We start from the raw sequence: 15347 nt of genomic DNA, 5'->3' as shown, positions 1-15347 counted from the left end.
CCGGGGAGGGGCCGTGGGAGACACCCATCACGATCCGATAGATCATTTCCGGACCACCGGCCAGCACGCCGGCGAGTTTTTCGTCGACATCTATTGCTGGCCGGGCCTGATTTCGATTGCACTCGGGGCGTTTTCGCTCGTTGGCTGCCTGGCTGCGGCGGCATATGGCCATCAGGAGTGGATCCCGACCACAGCGGTGGTCGGCGTTCTCGCAATCGGCGGAGGCATCTCCTGGCTCATTCTGGAGCACCGCCGGGTGCTGCGCATCGAAACCCGGTGGCTTACTGCGCAGCAGGCAAGCAAGCCAACCGTGCCGCCCCTGGCGCCGTCGCGGCCCTTCCCACCCGAGGACACCGCTTCGCAACGGCGGCCCGGGGGTCTCGCTTCACGCAATAGGTTTGAGTCTTGGTGAGACGGCCGCGTGCGCCCGTGACCACCTGACAGCCATCCCCTGATATTTCCCCCATGCCGGGGTGCCGCGCTTCGCGGCTGACTCCGCACCGTGGACGTGGCGATGTTGTAGACGAGAGGTCACCCGATGAGCGCCTACACACCCATCTTGGTGTTGGGGGGATTGTCGCTGTGTTCAGGGCGTTTTCGGTGATTGCGGCTACCGGTGTGGGCGCATCCCGGGGTAACCGGTCGAAGCTGCAGGCCTATGGGCGCGGGATCGTGGTTTTGTGTCCGTGGGCCGCAGCATCTCGGGGCGCGGCCACCATCGCCACCGCGCTGACCGCGGGGTTGGCGTTGCGTGAGCTTGTTGATCTGCTGCGCGCGGGCACCCCGCCTAGGCCCACCCGGGGCGCGCCGCTGTGCCCCTTCCGCCAGGCCCAGCGCATCTTGGCCGGTTTTCCCGATGACCGTCCCGATGACGGCCAGGGTGGGCCGGGGCACGCCACGCTGGCGGGCCTGCGGGTCGCGCGGCAATACCGCATGCCGGCGCCGCCACCGGCCGGCGGGTCCCCCGCGCGGGAGGAGCGGTGATGGCCACCCTAGGCGGCGGGGCGACACCGTTGACCCCGGTGTTAAGCCGCTTCTGGGACGATCCGCAGTCCTGGACGCTGCCGGCCTACCGCCGCCACGACGGGTATGTGGCCCTGCAGAAGGCCCTTGAGATGGATCCCGACGCGGTGATCGGGCTCGTCCGGGATTCCGGGTTGCGCGGGCGCGGGGGCGCGGGCTTTTCCACCGGCACCAAATGGTCGTTTATTCCCCAAGACGCGAAAGCCGGCGCCAAACCCCACTACCTGGTGGTCAACGCCGATGAGTCCGAGCCCGGCACGTGCAAGGACATGCCGTTGCTGCTGGCCACCCCGCATGTGCTCCTCGAAGGCATCGTCATCTGCTGCTACGCGATCCGGGCCAACCACGCCTTCATCTATATCCGCGGCGAGGTCATCCCGGTGTTGCGCCGGCTGCACAACGCGGTGGCCGAGGCCTACGCGGCGGGCTATTTGGGGCGCAACATTTGCGGCTCCGGCTTTGACCTAGACGTTGTGGTGCACGCCGGCGCCGGGGCATACATCTGCGGTGAGGAGAGCGCGCTGCTGGACTCGCTGGAAGGCTTCCGCGGCCAGCCGCGGCTGCGGCCCCCGTTCCCGGCCGAGGCAGGTTTATACGGGTGCCCCACGGTGGTCAACAACGTCGAATCGATTGCCAGCGTGCCGCCGATCATTTTGGGCGGGGTGGACTGGTTCCGCTCGATGGGCAGCGAGAAGTCACCGGGGTTTACGCTGTATTCGCTGTCGGGGCACGTCACTCGGCCCGGCCAGTACGAGGCCCCGCTGGGCATCACGTTGCGGGAGCTTCTTGACTACGCCGGCGGGGTGCGCGGCGGGCACCGGTTGAAGTTTTGGACACCGGGGGGCTCATCGACCCCGATCCTGACCGACGAGCACCTTGATGTGCCGCTGGATTACGAAAACGTCGCGGCCGCCGGCTCGATGCTTGGCACTAAAGCCCTGCAGATTTTCGATGAGACCACCTGTGTGGTGCGCGCGGCGCGCCGCTGGTCGCAGTTTTACCGCCACGAGTCCTGCGGCAAGTGCACCCCATGCCGCGAGGGCACCTACTGGCTGGCCCCGATCTATGAGCGGCTGGAAACCGGCAGGGGCACCCGTGAGGACCTTGACACCCTGCTTGACATCGCCGATGTGTTGTTCGGGAAATCGTTTTGCGCGTTAGGTGATGGCGCGGCCATGCCGGTGATGTCCTCGATCAAATATTTCCGCGACGAATACCTCGCGCACATCGAGCAGGGCCGCTGCCCGTTTGATCCGAACGCCAGCATCGTCGCCCCGACAGGAGGCACGCCATGACGCAGCGCTGGCCCGGCCGCGGGCCGCAGAAAAGTGCGGGCACGCTGCCGCCACGGCACCCGGCGAGGAGGGGCCGGACGGCCTCAGCGTTAAGCCGTGCGTTGTCAAATTCGTTGCGGCCTGCAGGCGCACCGCCGGTTTTGGCGCATCTTCTCCACCGCAGCCGGTCGCGTTCCCGACCGTTATGATGATCACCGCCAGGAAGTCGAGACCCCACCGCATCCCAGCGCCGGTCAACGCCAACGGCCAGTGCGGTCGTGGCAGCGGCGGATCACGTTGTCAGCACCGGTGGCCACGATGAATCGATATTGGCGTCAAAGACGAGGAATGATGATTGCAGATGGCGATGGACCACAGGGTGGACTCGGTGGCCGGTTGAGTACGGCGGTCACCCGCCGTTTCGAGACAATGGTCAACGGCGTCGCGTTTACGTTTCTGATCGCGGCAGCCATTCTGGCGGCGATCGGCGCTGCGCAGGCGGTAATCGAGGCCGCGTCATTGCGGACCACCGCAATGCAAGGCGGTACCTTGGTCCTTGACCGGATTTTGCTGGTGCTCATCATTGCCGAACTCGCCTACACGATACGGACCGTGATCGTCAGCCACGAAATCGCGGCCGAACCGTTCCTGTTCGTTGGACTGATCGCCACCGTGCGGCGGATCTTAATCGTGACCGCGAGATTTGAGGAGCCGCAGTCGAATGCGCAGCTGGACCGCCTGCTGCTCGAGCTTGGTGTGTTGGCGCTGTTGGTGGTGGCGATCGCCGCTGCGATTATGATGATTCGGTACTGCGATGCCAGATTTGCCCGCAGCCGGAGGGAACCGATATAGCCCTAAGGCGCAAGCGCGGTCCTCGGTGGGCGACGTTACAGCCGTTGCAAGTGAGTGATCTTTAGCTAGTTAGCTTAGGCGTCCTCGCCGTGAATATTGAGTCAAGTATGGCGAACGAGTCGCGAATGCTCAGGCGGCGTGTAGGGCCTGTCGGGTGAGTTCGTCGATGGCGGCTTGATATGCGCGGGAGGCGTTGTGCAGCTTGGATTTTCGCGGTGGGCTGGGGTCGCTGGCCTGGGCGAGTCCGGCGCGCAGCAGGTGGTCGTGGACGCGGGTGAATAAGAATGCGTGTTGCAGTCCGGTTGCGGTGACGGTGTAGCGGCGGGTGTGGGGGACGCGTTGGATGAGGCCGTGGGCGCGCAGGCGTCGCAGGTCGTAGGTCATCTGGCCGGCGGTGATGTGTTCGGCGGTCTTGCCGAGCAGGGGCGCGATCAGGGTGCGCAGGTCACGGCTGGTGAAGCCGTGGACCAGGAGCCGGTGGACGAGCAAAACCTGCAGCAGGGCGTGTACTTGGATGTCACCGAAACGCAGCCCGGGTATGCGGGTACCGGAGTCGGTGAAGACTGGTGTGGTCAGGTCGGTGAATGTTTTGGCGCCGCGGATCGGGTCGTGGCTGATGGTTTGGACGCCGAGCAGGCGCCGGTTGGCCGAAAAGCCGAGCTGCCGCAGGTCGGGCAGGCTGGTCAGCCGTTTGCAGATACCGAAGTCGCGGGGATTGTTGATGGTGGTTTCGGTGCGCAGCGCTTTCCCTTCTTTCTGGTATTGCTTGACTTTGCTGGTCTTGTAGTCCACGTGCAGTGACGGGACGACACCGTCGGTGATCACCCGGGTGCGAAACTGGCCCGGGGTCTTGCGTTTGCCGCTGCCCACGATGCGGCGGTTGAAGATCAACGAGACATGGTCGGGTCGGCCGATGTCGAGATTGTCGCGGATGACCTGCTCGAAGAAGATCCGGCCCGACACCGGGCGGTCCAGCATTTGGGTCAGCGAGAATTCGGCCTGCAGAATCGACAATTCGTGGCCAAGTCCGGAGTGGTGGTGTATGAGTTCGCTCGATGCGTGACCCTTCGGGTGGGAGTTTAGGCCATCAATGCCGGCGTGGTGGTGCCGGACTGGTCATCGACCGGTTGGTCGGTGGTGGCCAGCACTGCGCGGGATCGGGTGAGCACGTCGAGGCCAAGGTAGCGGCGGCCTTCGATCCATTCGTCGTGCTGTTCAGCTAACACCGCGCCGACGAGGCGGATGATCGCACTGCGATCGGGGAAGATGCCCACCACGTCGGTTCGGCGCCGGATCTCTTTGTTGAGCCGCTCCTGGGGATTATTCGACCAAATCTGGCGCCAGATCTGTTTGGGGAAGGCGGTGAACGCCAGCAGCTCGGCGCGGGCGGCATCAAGGTGCTCAGCCACTTTCGGCAGCTTGCCACTCAGCGCGTCGAGTACTCGATCATACTGAGCTGCAACAGATTCCGCGTCAGGCTGGTCGAAGATCGAGTGCAGCAGGGTGCGCACCCACGGCCAGGACGATTTCGGGGTGACGGTCATCAGGTTGACCGCGTAATGGGTGCGGCAGCGCTGCCAGGCCGCTCCGGGCAAGGTGGCGCCAATGGCCTCGACCAGCCCGGGATGGGCGTCACTGGTGACCAGGGCCACCCCGGACAGCCCGCGAGCCACCAGGTCGCGGAAGAACGCCAACCAGCCCGCTGCATCCTCGGCGGAGGTGACCTGCACGCCCAGGATTTCGCGGTAGCCCTCGGCGTTGACGCCGGTGGCGATCAGGGTGTGCACCCCGACCACCCGCCCGCCCTCGCGCACCTTGAGCACCAGGGCGTCCGCGGCCACAAACGTGTAGGGGCCGGCATCCAGTGGGCGGGTGCGAAACGCCTCCACCGCCTCATCGAGCTCGGCAGCCATGACCGAGACCTGCGATTTAGAAAGGCTTGTCACGCCGAGGGATTCGACGAGGCGCTCCATGCGCCGGGTGGACACACCGAGCAGATAGCAGGTCGCCACCACACTGGTCAGCGCCCGCTCGGCCCGCTTGCGCCGCTCCAGCAGCCAGTCCGGGAAATAGCTCCCCCGGCGCAACTTGGGAATTGCCAGCTTGATCGTGCCGACGCGGGTATCGAAATCCCGAGGCCGATACCCGTTGCGCCGATTGGTGCGACCCGGACTACGTTGCCCATAGCCAGCGCTGCACACCGCGTCGGCCTCCGCGCCCATCAGGGCCTGAATAAACGTCGACGACAGCGCCCGCAGCAAATCCGGGCTCGCCGCGGCGAGTTGCTCCTCCAACAGCTTCTCAACATCGATAGGGTGGTGGTTGGTCATCGCGTTGTTCTCCTTCGGGTGACTTGATCCGTCGTTTCGAAGGATCACGCGATGACCGCCCTCTACTGGGCTGCGACACACCCGCTAATCAGCGGGTCGTACACCACCTCCCTGGACGCAACTCAATTCGTAGCGGTAGCCCGGCGGTGATGTCCTCATCGGTGAATGGGTTGGGCAGGATCCGCAGCCATTTACGTAGCAGCGCCTCGATCTGGTCGGGGCCAAGACTGTCGCAGATCGCCTGCAGCCGGTCGACGTCGGCGACCGAGGCGAACCCGTTGTCGAGGGCTTCGAATGCGATCCCCGCCTTGGCGGCCTGGCGTTTAGCCCATTCGTTTCCGTTGATGCACAACTTGGCGGTGTAGGGGAAGTAGGTGCAGAACTTGATGAAGAACGGGCCGAAGTCCTCATCGACGCAGTAGAAATAGAAGTGGTTGACGAACGCGGTGGATCGCACGAGCCATGCGTAGGAAGAACCGTCGCGGCTGTAGCGGCGCTGAGTACGCCAGACCAGTGCCTTCTCCTGGGCCCGGCCCACGAACAGGACCCCTTCCGGATCGGTGAACCGGGCCAGGAACCGCTGGGCCAAATCGTCTTTGCGTTCCTTGCCGAACGACACCACCTCCAGGCCCCGCGCAGCAACGAAACCGTGGATATCGGCGACGAACGCCTTCGTCATCGGATCCATCAACGCAGTGGAGGCGTAGTGGTGGCCCCGGTGGCCGACGAAGAAGCCCTGAACCCCGCCGCCATAGGACAACCGTGGCATCCACACGTTCAGATACACCCGGTCGATGGACTCGACCTCGAACAGCGTGTGTTCGGACAAGACATCACCGGCACTGCGCGCTACGGTCATGATGGGCTCCGGTTCGGACGGGCGGCCAGCATTGGCCTACCAACCGCGTTATGCGGTTCATACACCCGATCGACACCAATCGACCAGGGTCTTCATCCCGCCCGGGTCGGAGCCCCCAAAGCGCCACCAGACAACATGCCCGCCGGGATGGGGCGAAGCCCGGCTAGTGGTCACGCGACTTGCACCCCGTCTCGGGGTTGTTCGGCGGCCTTGCGGCCGCGTCCCTTCCGCGCTTCACGGCCACCTGCCCGGCCAGGCCGGGTCTTACGGTCGGCTCCACGCTTGACGGCGGCCCCAACTGGGCCGACGACGCTAATGGTTTCCCCGTAGCGCGCGAGGTTGATCGCGGCGTTGTCATCGCGCTGATGGACCGCCAAACACGTGGCACATTGCCACTTTTCGTCCCATCCGATGTCCTGCACATGCCCACAAAGGCGGCAGGTTTTGCTCGACGGGAACCAGCGGTCAGCGACCACCAGCCGTGACCCGTACCAGCCAGCCTTGTAGGACAGATGCCGCCGCAGGGTGCCCAGGGCAGCATCGGAGAGTCCCCGCCGCCGGGCGCGAGCCCCCGGCAGGCCCTTTTGCCGCAGCATCCCGGCGGCGTCTAATGCTTCCACCACGACCCGGCCGTGGGTTTTGGCCAATCGTGTTGTCAGAACGTGCAGGTGATGGGTGCGGACATCGTTGACCCGGCGATACAGCCGAGACATCTGCGTGGCGCGCTCACGATATTGGCGGGAGCCTTTCACACAGCGTGAACGGGCCCGCGACACCCGCCGTAATTCGCGCAGCGCCGCGCCAAGCGGGCGCGGGTTAGCCACCTGTTCGATCACGCCGCCGCCGGCGCTGGCCACGCTCGCCAGCCGGCGCACCCCGACGTCGACACCGACCCGCGACTCGGGCAGCGCCACGCCGGGCTGAATCGGCCGCTGCACCAGCACCCGAACGCTCGCGTCGAGTCGGGCGCCGTCGCGCCGCACGCTGATCGCCAGCACCCGCGCGCGGCCCTTGGCGATGAGTCGCTCGATGCGGCGGGTGCTCTCATGAGTGCGGACAGTGCCGATCACCGGCAAGGCGACATGCCGGCGGTCGGGTTCGACGCGCATCGCCTCGGTGGTGAACCTCACCCGGTCGGCGTCGCGTCTTTTCTTCTTCAACCGGGGGAAGCCCATCGGCTTGCCGTCGCGTTTGCCCGATCGGGAGCTCTGCCAGTTCCAGTAGGCGTCCACCGCGGCGGCGATCCCGTCCGCGTAGGCCTCTTTGGAGCACTCACCCCACCACGGCTGGCCCGTCTCGGCGTTGACACACACCTCGTCTTTGACCTGATTCCAGCGTTTCCGCAACACCCCCAGCGAGGGCCTCGCGGTCTTAACACCGGCGGCGTGCCACGCCCGGATATCGGCTTTCAGCGTGGCGACGCCCCAGTTGTAGGCCTTGCGGCGGGCCCCGAAATGCCGCGCCAGCGCGCGGGCCTGGCCCCCGTTCGGGTCCAGGGTGAAACAGAACGCCTGCACACACCAGCCGTCGGGCACCTCAAAACGCGGCATCTCAGGCCACCCCCACCTCGTCGGACGCCGCGGCCGCCAGCGCGCGCTTGGCCCCGTTCTGCGCAGCGCGTTTGCCATACAACCAAGCGCACATACTGGTGAGGATCTCGCTCATATCCCGCGCCGGGTCGTCATCGACCTCAGCCGAATCGACCACCACCAGCTCACGGCCCTGGGCGGCCAGCGCCGCCTGCACGTACTTCGAGCCGAACCGGCAGAACCGGTCCCGGCGCTCGACCACGATCCGACTCACCGTCGGGTCACCCAGTACGGCGAGAAACTTCCGGCGGTGCCCGTTGAGCGCGAAACCAACCCCGGTCACCACCGTGTCGACCGGGATCTGTTGGGCGGTGGCCCACGCGGTCACCCGCGCCACCTGCCGATCCCAATCAGCCTTCTGATCAGCCCAGGAGCCGCGCGCGTACACGGTCGTGCGTGATCTTCGGCCAGCCGCGCCGATCGGCTCATCCACCACAATCAGCCGACCCACTCGCCGCGCCGGCACCGGCAACAGCCCGGCGTGGAACCAGCGATACGCGGCCACCCGCGCAACACCGTTGCGCTCAGCCCACACCGCCAGATTCACACCCCTGTTCCTACAGCACACCACCGACAACTACCGACCACTCAACCCGCAACAGTTGACAGCCCTCTGGCCACCAGGGCCACCAGATCGACTAGGCGGTGGGAGTAGCCCCACTCGTTGTCGTACCACGACACCACTTTGGCCTGGCCGTCGATCACCCTGGTCAGGCCGGCGTCGAAGATCGAGCTGTGGGGGTCGGTGACGATGTCGCTTGACACGATCGGGGCATCGTAGTACTTCAGGATGCCTTTGAGCGGGCCCTCGGCGGCGGCCTTGAACGCTGCGTTGATCTCCTCCACGCCGGCCGATTTCCCGAGCTGGGCGGTCAAGTCGGTGACCGAGCCGGTCGGGATCGGCACCCGCAGCGCGTAACCGTCCAATTTGCCCTGCAGTTCCGGCAACACCAGTCCGATCGCTTTGGCCGCGCCGGTCGAGGTCGGGACGATGTTCAGCGCGGCAGCGCGGGCCCGGCGCAGATCCTTATGCGGGCCATCCTGCAGGTTCTGGTCTTGGGTGTAGGCGTGGATCGTGGTCATCAGCCCGTTGACGATGGTGAACTCATCGTGCAGCACTTTGGCTAGCGGGGCAAGACAGTTCGTGGTGCACGACGCGTTGGAGATGATGCTTTGGCTGCCGTCGTACTGGCTGTGGTTGACGCCCATGCAGATCGTGATGTCCGGGTCGCTGGCCGGCGCGGAGATGATGACCTTGCTGGCACCAGCCTGCAGGTGGCCCTTGGCCGTGGCGGCGTCATTGAAGCGGCCGGTGGACTCGACCACGATGTCCACACCGAGTTCGCCCCACGGCATAGCCGCTGGGCCCTCGGACACGGCCAGCGCCTTGATTTTGGAGGTGCCGACAACGATGGTGTCCGCGCCTTCGAGGCCGACGTCGTGCGGCAGCCGGCCCAGGATCGAGTCGAACTTGAGCAGATGGGCCAACGTCGCGTTGTCGGTGATGTCATTGACGGCCACCACCTCGACATCGGTGCTGATGCCCTGGTCCTGCTGCGCCCGTAGCGCCCTGAAGAAGCTGCGTCCGATGCGGCCGAAGCCGTTGATGCCTACTCGGATCGTCACCGTGATACCCCTAATCGCTGCCCGCGCGCTCAGGCAACGTGCCGCTCGCGCATCCGCGCCACGGCCGCGTTGGCGGTGACGCGGTCCATGAGGGCGGCCTGACCCGCGGCTACCCGGGCAGGGTCGCCGCGCCACGCCGTCAGCGCCGGCGACACCAGAGCGCGGCCGAACGAAAACGTCAGCGGCCACGGGGTCTTGTGCCGCTGCATCGCCTCGAAGTTGGCGGTAGCTTGCTGCGGGGATTGGCCACCCGACAGGAACGCCACCCCGGCCAGATCATCGGGCCATCCCCGCAGCACATCCACGGTGGCCTCGGCCACCTCCTGCGGCGTGGAGCGCCGGCCGCGGTAATCCTCGCCCTCGAGGACCATGTTCGGCTTGAGCACGACGCCGGCCAAATCGACGTTAAGCAAGGCAAGTTCGGCCCGCACGGCCGCGTGCACTTTCTCGGTGACGTCTCGGCAGACGTCGCGGGTGTGGTCACCGTCCATCAGCACCTCCGGCTCGACGATCGGGACGAGACCCGCCTCCTGGCAGGCGGCCGCATAGCGCGCCAGAGCGTTGGCGTTGGAGCGGATCGCCCCGGCGGACGGCGTGCCGGCGGTGATCGCAAAGACCGCGCGCCATTTGGCGAATGCCGCGCCCATCGCGGCATATTCGGCCAGTCGGCCAGGTAACCCGTCCAAGCCCTCGGTGACGGTCTCGCCGGGCAAACCGGGGCAGGGCTTGGCGCCGGTGTCGACCTTGATGCCGGGCAGGATGCCCAACGCATGCACCGCATGTGCGAAAGGTGTTCCATCGCTCACGGTTTGGCGCAGTGTCTCATCGCAGAAGATGATGCCCGAGATGCCGTCAGAGAGCCCCGGCGCCGTCGCCAGCAGCTCCCGATAGCTGCGGCGGTTTTCGGCTGTCGGCTCGACGCCGGCCTCCTGCAGTCGCTTCGACATGGTGCCGATGCTTTCATCGGCAGCCAGAATCCCTTTGCCGAGCGCCATCATTCGTGCCGCGGTTTGCCGGCAAGTCGTCATTGTCGTCGTCCTCCGATCGGTGGTCCTCAGATCCTTGCACGGACGGTAACCGGCTTAGCGGCGACGGGCCTCACCTAGGAGGTGGATGCGTCGGGTGAATCCGACGCTTAAGTCGACGCTTAAGTAAAAGCTTTAGTATCGATGCAGAATACCCGATAGACATCTACATAATCGGCTGGCAGCATTCCCAATATGACAGATCGATGGAACGCCGGCGTCATTCCGTACGCCGAAATGGGCTACTGGCAACCCGACTACCAACCCAAGGACACCGATGTGCTGTGTGCTTTCCGGGTTACTCCGCAGCCGGGTGTGCCCCCGGAAGAGGCCGGCGCCGCGGTCGCCGGCGAATCCAGCACCGCCACCTGGACGGTGGTGTGGACCGACCGGTTGACCACCTATGAGCACTACCAGGCCAAGTGCTACCGGGTAGAGGCTGTGCCGAACGCTCCCGGACAGTTCATCGCGTGGATCGCCTACGATCTTGACCTGTTCGAGGAGGGCTCGATCGCCAACTTGACCAGCTCGATCATCGGCAATGTGTTCGGGTTCAAGGCGCTCAAGGCGCTGCGCTTGGAGGACATGCGCATTCCCGCGCACTACGTCAAGACATTTCAGGGCCCGCCGCACGGGATCGTGATGGAACGCGAGTACCTCAACAAGTTCGGCCGGCCGCTGCTGGGTGCGACCACCAAACCCAAACTGGGTTTGTCCGCACGTAACTACGGCCGGGTGGTGTACGAGGCGCTGCGCGGCGGTCTGGACTTCACCAAGGACGACGAGAACATCAACTCGCAGCCGTTTATGCGCTGGCGGGACCGCTTTCTGTTCTGCATGGAGGCGGTGAACCGCGCGCAGGCCGCCACCGGCGAGATCAAGGGCCACTACCTCAACGTCACCGCGGCCACCATGGAGGACATGTACGAGCGGGCCAATTTTGCCAAGGAGCTCGGCTCGGTGATCATCATGATCGACCTGACGATCGGTTACACCGCGATCCAGTCGATGGCGAAATGGTCCCGCGCCAACGGTGTGATCTTGCATCTGCACCGCGCCGGGCACAGCACCTACACCCGACAGAAGTCCCACGGTGTGAGCTTCCGGGTGATCGCCAAGTGGATGCGGCTGGCCGGCGTCGACCACATCCACGCCGGCACCGTTGTTGGCAAACTCGAGGGCGACCCCAACACCACCGCGGGCTTCTACGACACCTTGCGGCTCGGCAGCGTCAAGGCAGACCCGGTCAAGGGCCTTTATTTCGACCAGGATTGGGCGTCGATGCCCGGTGTCATGCCGGTCGCCTCGGGGGGTATCCACGCCGGGCAGATGCATCAGCTGCTGCACTATCTCGGTGAGGACGTGGTGCTCCAGTTCGGCGGCGGCACCATCGGTCACCCGATGGGGATCGCGGCCGGGGCCGAGGCCAACCGGGTCGCGGTCGAGGCGATGATCAAGGCCCGCAACGAGGGACGCGACTACTACAAGGAAGGTCTGGACATCCTCAAAAAGGCCGCGTCGCGCAACCGCGCGCTGGACACCGCGTTGGCCACCTGGGGCGACATCAGCTTCAACTACGAATCCACCGATACCCCCGACGTCGTGGCGACCCCGACGGTCGTCTGACAGCACAGGAGAACCAATTATGCGCATCACCCAGGGCACCTTTTCCTATCTACCGGATTTCACCGACGAGGAGATCACCGCACAGATCGGCTATGCCCTGTCCAACGGGTGGCCGTTGTCGGTGGAATTCACCGACGACCCTCATCCACGCAACACCTACTGGGAGATGTGGGGGTTGCCGATGTTCGATCTTAAAGACCCCGCAGGGGTGCTGGCGGAGGTCAACGCCTGCCGCAACGCCTATCCCAACGCCTATGTGCGGCTCAACGCCTACGACGCCAGCCTGGGGCGACAGACCACCGCGTTGTCATTCATCGTGCAACGGCCGGCCGCGGAACCAGGTTTCCGGCTCGACCGCGCCGAAGCCAACGACCGCCACATCCAATACACCACGTTCGCTTACGCGACACGACAACCCGCCGGTGAGCGCTACGCCTCATCATGACCGCTATGACCGCTGCGGTTATGCCGACATCGCCAAGACCGGTGACACACCTCGACACGGTCGACGGCGCCCGGATTCCGGTCAGTTTACAAGGGCCTGAGCATGGCCGTCACGTTGTCATTTTCGATGATCCTGAGCAAACGACGTCATGGCATGAAGCGGTGTGCCGGCGGCTACACGTGGCAAGGCTACGAACCGTGCTGATCACAGCGGACCGGCGCCTGACGGCCAAGTCGGCGGCCGGCATCCTCGACGCACTGCAGGTGAGGGCAGCCGTGCTCGTCGGCGACCAGGGCGGTGGCGCGTTGGCGTGGGAGCTGGCCGCGACCTACCACGATCGCTTCACCGGACTGGTAGTGATCGACGCCGGACATCCGCGGGTAGCCGACGTGAACGGTGTGATCCGCGATGAGCGTTGTCCCGACGTCCACGCTGACACTACGGCGTTGGTTAGCAGCTGCGCGGCCGATGCGGTTGCCCGGGCAAGCAGACGTTGTGTACATGGCGAATTCCGGCTGAGGGAACTGGCCGGATGGCGTGGCTCCCGGCATTTCGCGACTCAACTCGTCACCGAGATCCTGCTACGCAGGCACACCTGGCCTGGCTGAGTCAGCAGTTGAGAATGAGATGGTCCGGTCGCCTAGGTTTAGTGGACAGCGAGGTCGCTTAGCGGACAGCGAGTTCGGCGTTGCGCCGTTCGACAAGCCGCAGGATCATGGGGGTGAAGATGAGCTGCATCGCAAGATCCATCTTGCCGCCGGGACAGACGATTGTGTTCGCCCTCGACATGAACGAATCGTGCAGCATGGACAATAGATAGGGGAAATCGATGCCATGCGGGTTGCGAAACCTGATGATCAGCATCGACTCGTCGGCGGTGGGAATCGTCCTGGCAATGAATGGGTTTGATGTGTCAACCATCGGAACTCGTTGAAAGTTGATGTCAGTCATGGAGAACTGCGGGCATATGTATCTGACGTAGTCCGGCATTCGGCGCAGGATGGTGTCGGTCACCGCTTCTTCGGTGTATCCACGAACGGTTTTGTCGCGGTGTAATTTCTGAATCCATTCCAGGTTGATCACCGGAACGACGCCGATACGCAGATCGGCGTGGCGAGCAACGTCGACGGTGTCGGTCACGACGGCGCCGTGCAAGCCCTCGTAAAACAACATATCGGTACCGGCGGGCAGCTGCTCCCACGCCGTAAAAGTGCCTGGCGGTTGCCCGTAGGGCTCGGCTTCCTCCTCATCGTGCAGGTATTTGCGGACCTTCCCCGAACCCGTCTCACCGTAAACGCGAAATAACTCTTCCAGCTCTTCGAAAAGGTTCGCCTCGGGGCCGAAATGGCTAAAAGAATGATCGCCCCGGGCATGCGCCTCGGCCATGGCCGCTTTCATCCCGGCACGGTCGTAGCGATGGAAGCTGTCTCCTTCAACGTACGCGACCGTGACACCCTCACGGCGAAAGATCTGCTGGAAGGTGCGCATCACCGACGTGGTGCCGGCGCCGGAGGATCCGGTTACCGAGATGATGGGGTGCTTGCGTGACATCGCTGCTAATCGGCGGGAGAACGAAACAGGCCGCGAGTTCCATACAGCGGCCAGGAATTCGGCGCTTCGTAAGCCTCCCCGTGATAGCTTTCGATGCGCTGGACTTCCTCGCGGGCGCCGAAGATGAAAGCGATGCGTTGGTGCACATCCATGGGAACGACCTCGAGCATACGGCCGCGTCCGGTGCTCGCGGCACCGCCGGCCTGCTCGATCAGAAAGGCGATCGGGTTGGCCTCATACAACAGCCGCAACCTGCCGGGTTTGGCCGGATCCCGGGAGTCGCGCGGGTAGAGAAACACCCCGCCGCGGGTCAAGATCCGATGGGTCTCCGCCACCAGCGACGCTACCCAGCGCATGTTGAAGTCCTTGCGACGCGGCCCGGACCGGCCAGCCTGGCACTCGCGCACGTAGCGTTGCACAGCCGGCTCCCAGAACCGCTGATTAGAGGCGTTAATCGCGAATTCCTTTGTTGTGGGTGGAATCTGAATAGACTCCCGGGTAAGGATGAACTCACCAAGCGTCGGGTGCAGGGTGAACCCGTGAACCCCGGTGCCTACCGAAAGCACCAGCATGGTCGACGGGCCGTAGATCGCATACCCGGCGCACACCTGCCGAGTACCCGGTTGCAGGAAATCCTGCGGTCGCGCATCCGTGCCGGGGTTGGGCGCCAGCAGGATCGAAAAGATGCTGCCGACAGACACGTTCACGTCGATGTTTGACGAGCCGTCCAGTGGGTCGAACACCAGCAGATACTTACCCCTGGGGTATTGGGCCGGCAGTAGGTAAGGCTCCTCCAACTCCTCGGAGACCATCCCGGCGACTTGCCCGCCCCATTCGGTGGCGCGCAAGAAGTCGTCGTTGGCCAGCACGTCGAGCTTGTGCTGCACCTCGCCCTGCACGTTGGTGTGATCTGCCGAGCCCAGCACACCGGCCAGGGCCCCTGCGGCGACCCGGTTCGCGATCGCCTTGCACGCCAACGCCACGTTGAGGATCAAGCCATTGAGGTCACCGGATGCCTCGGGATGACGCCGGCGCTCCTCGATCAGAAACTGCACCAGCGTGGTGTGCTCGGCAAACATAGCTAACAGGATGCCCAAGCGGACGCTCCCGGCCATCCCCCTTTTGGGTGGGAACGTGGGTGTTTTGC

Annotated in this window: 15 protein-coding genes and 1 pseudogene; 7 read left to right on the top strand and 9 right to left on the bottom strand. The window is 64.7% G+C overall.

The window, feature by feature from the left end:
* Nucleotides 1-13 precede the first annotated feature (13 nt).
* The 4 genes and pseudogenes from usfY (at nt 14) to MSM1_RS04325 (ending at nt 3149) form a co-directional block, all read left to right on the top strand.
* Nucleotides 14-412: a protein UsfY gene (gene usfY / locus MSM1_RS04340; protein ID WP_213440349.1), complete on the top strand. Its 399-nt coding sequence runs from the start codon at nt 14-16 to the stop codon at nt 410-412.
* Between the two features lie 338 nt (nt 413-750).
* Nucleotides 751-984, top strand: a pseudogene (locus tag MSM1_RS04335) (NADH-quinone oxidoreductase subunit E); the annotation flags it as partial.
* Nucleotides 984-2318 carry an NADH-quinone oxidoreductase subunit NuoF gene (gene nuoF / locus MSM1_RS04330; protein WP_213440347.1) on the top strand — a complete coding sequence of 445 codons (1335 nt, stop codon included), beginning with the start codon at nt 984-986 and terminating at the stop codon, nt 2316-2318. The pseudogene MSM1_RS04335 and the gene nuoF, both read left to right, overlap by 1 nt.
* 297 nt (nt 2319-2615) lie before the next feature.
* Complete coding sequence (locus MSM1_RS04325) at nt 2616-3149, top strand: phosphate-starvation-inducible PsiE family protein (protein ID WP_236055324.1); 534 nt, start codon at nt 2616-2618, stop codon at nt 3147-3149.
* A 129-nt stretch (nt 3150-3278) separates the two neighbouring features.
* On the opposite strand, the gene MSM1_RS04320 is transcribed toward MSM1_RS04325, so the two are convergent.
* The 7 genes from MSM1_RS04320 to MSM1_RS04290 all read right to left on the bottom strand — a co-directional run bounded on the left by MSM1_RS04320 (nt 3279) and on the right by MSM1_RS04290 (nt 10581).
* A complete protein-coding gene (locus MSM1_RS04320; protein ID WP_213440344.1) occupies nt 3279-4163 on the bottom strand; it encodes a hypothetical protein in 885 nt (294 codons plus the stop codon).
* 65 nt (nt 4164-4228) lie between these two features.
* The gene (locus MSM1_RS04315) at nt 4229-5479 is read right to left on the bottom strand and encodes an IS256 family transposase (protein WP_213441407.1); all 1251 of its coding nucleotides are present in this window, start codon (nt 5477-5479) and stop codon (nt 4229-4231) included.
* An 88-nt stretch (nt 5480-5567) separates the two neighbouring features.
* Complete coding sequence (locus tag MSM1_RS04310; RefSeq protein WP_213440342.1) at nt 5568-6338, bottom strand: hypothetical protein; 771 nt, start codon at nt 6336-6338, stop codon at nt 5568-5570.
* 170 nt (nt 6339-6508) lie between these two features.
* Entirely contained in the window at nt 6509-7888 is a 1380-nt protein-coding gene (gene tnpB / locus MSM1_RS04305) for an IS607 family element RNA-guided endonuclease TnpB (RefSeq protein WP_213440340.1), read from the bottom strand.
* A 1-nt stretch (nt 7889) separates the two neighbouring features.
* The gene (locus tag MSM1_RS04300; RefSeq protein WP_213440338.1) at nt 7890-8474 is read right to left on the bottom strand and encodes an IS607 family transposase; all 585 of its coding nucleotides are present in this window, start codon (nt 8472-8474) and stop codon (nt 7890-7892) included.
* Nucleotides 8475-8515: 41 nt separating this feature from the next.
* The gene (gap, locus tag MSM1_RS04295; RefSeq protein ID WP_213440337.1) at nt 8516-9553 is read right to left on the bottom strand and encodes a type I glyceraldehyde-3-phosphate dehydrogenase; all 1038 of its coding nucleotides are present in this window, start codon (nt 9551-9553) and stop codon (nt 8516-8518) included.
* Between the two features lie 29 nt (nt 9554-9582).
* Complete coding sequence (locus MSM1_RS04290; protein WP_213440335.1) at nt 9583-10581, bottom strand: class I fructose-bisphosphate aldolase; 999 nt, start codon at nt 10579-10581, stop codon at nt 9583-9585.
* A 192-nt stretch (nt 10582-10773) separates the two neighbouring features.
* Here MSM1_RS04290 and MSM1_RS04285 point away from each other — a divergent pair, with 192 nt between their 5' ends.
* The 3 genes from MSM1_RS04285 to MSM1_RS04275 are packed head-to-tail and all read left to right on the top strand — an operon-like array spanning nt 10774 to nt 13257.
* On the top strand, nt 10774-12204 hold the full coding sequence (locus MSM1_RS04285; RefSeq protein WP_213440333.1) for a form I ribulose bisphosphate carboxylase large subunit: 1431 nt from the start codon (nt 10774-10776) through the stop codon (nt 12202-12204).
* Between the two features lie 19 nt (nt 12205-12223).
* Nucleotides 12224-12649: a ribulose bisphosphate carboxylase small subunit gene (locus MSM1_RS04280; RefSeq protein ID WP_213440332.1), complete on the top strand. Its 426-nt coding sequence runs from the start codon at nt 12224-12226 to the stop codon at nt 12647-12649.
* Between the two features lie 5 nt (nt 12650-12654).
* A complete protein-coding gene (locus MSM1_RS04275) occupies nt 12655-13257 on the top strand; it encodes an alpha/beta fold hydrolase (RefSeq protein ID WP_236054739.1) in 603 nt (200 codons plus the stop codon).
* A 58-nt stretch (nt 13258-13315) separates the two neighbouring features.
* Here MSM1_RS04275 and MSM1_RS04270 read toward each other — a convergent pair whose 3' ends face one another.
* The gene (locus MSM1_RS04270; protein WP_213440331.1) at nt 13316-14200 is read right to left on the bottom strand and encodes a phosphoribulokinase; all 885 of its coding nucleotides are present in this window, start codon (nt 14198-14200) and stop codon (nt 13316-13318) included.
* A 5-nt stretch (nt 14201-14205) separates the two neighbouring features.
* Entirely contained in the window at nt 14206-15279 is a 1074-nt protein-coding gene (locus MSM1_RS04265; RefSeq protein ID WP_213440329.1) for a class 1 fructose-bisphosphatase, read from the bottom strand.
* Nucleotides 15280-15347: the final 68 nt, after the last annotated feature.

Source organism: Mycobacterium sp. SM1, from assembly GCF_018361265.1.
Taxonomy (GTDB): domain Bacteria; phylum Actinomycetota; class Actinomycetes; order Mycobacteriales; family Mycobacteriaceae; genus Mycobacterium.
The sequence above is the reverse complement of the archived record's forward strand: the minus strand, read 5'-3'. Positions and strand labels throughout refer to the sequence as shown.

Bases quoted from the DNA above. Each gene is read 5' to 3' on its own strand.
- MSM1_RS04325 (WP_236055324.1), top strand. From the start codon at position 2,616: ATGAATCGATATTGGCGTCAAAGACGAGGAATGATGATTGCAGATGGC.
- MSM1_RS04310 (WP_213440342.1), bottom strand. From the start codon at position 6,338: ATGACCGTAGCGCGCAGTGCCGGTGATGTCTTGTCCGAACACACGCTG.
- MSM1_RS04290 (WP_213440335.1), bottom strand. From the start codon at position 10,581: ATGACGACTTGCCGGCAAACCGCGGCACGAATGATGGCGCTCGGCAAA.
- MSM1_RS04275 (WP_236054739.1), top strand. From the start codon at position 12,655: ATGACCGCTGCGGTTATGCCGACATCGCCAAGACCGGTGACACACCTC.
- MSM1_RS04270 (WP_213440331.1), bottom strand. From the start codon at position 14,200: ATGTCACGCAAGCACCCCATCATCTCGGTAACCGGATCCTCCGGCGCC.
- MSM1_RS04285 (WP_213440333.1), top strand. From the start codon at position 10,774: ATGACAGATCGATGGAACGCCGGCGTCATTCCGTACGCCGAAATGGGC.
- MSM1_RS04315 (WP_213441407.1), bottom strand. From the start codon at position 5,479: ATGACCAACCACCACCCTATCGATGTTGAGAAGCTGTTGGAGGAGCAA.
- MSM1_RS04280 (WP_213440332.1), top strand. From the start codon at position 12,224: ATGCGCATCACCCAGGGCACCTTTTCCTATCTACCGGATTTCACCGAC.
- nuoF (WP_213440347.1), top strand. From the start codon at position 984: ATGGCCACCCTAGGCGGCGGGGCGACACCGTTGACCCCGGTGTTAAGC.
- tnpB (WP_213440340.1), bottom strand. From the start codon at position 7,888: ATGCCGCGTTTTGAGGTGCCCGACGGCTGGTGTGTGCAGGCGTTCTGT.
- MSM1_RS04265 (WP_213440329.1), bottom strand. From the start codon at position 15,279: ATGTTTGCCGAGCACACCACGCTGGTGCAGTTTCTGATCGAGGAGCGC.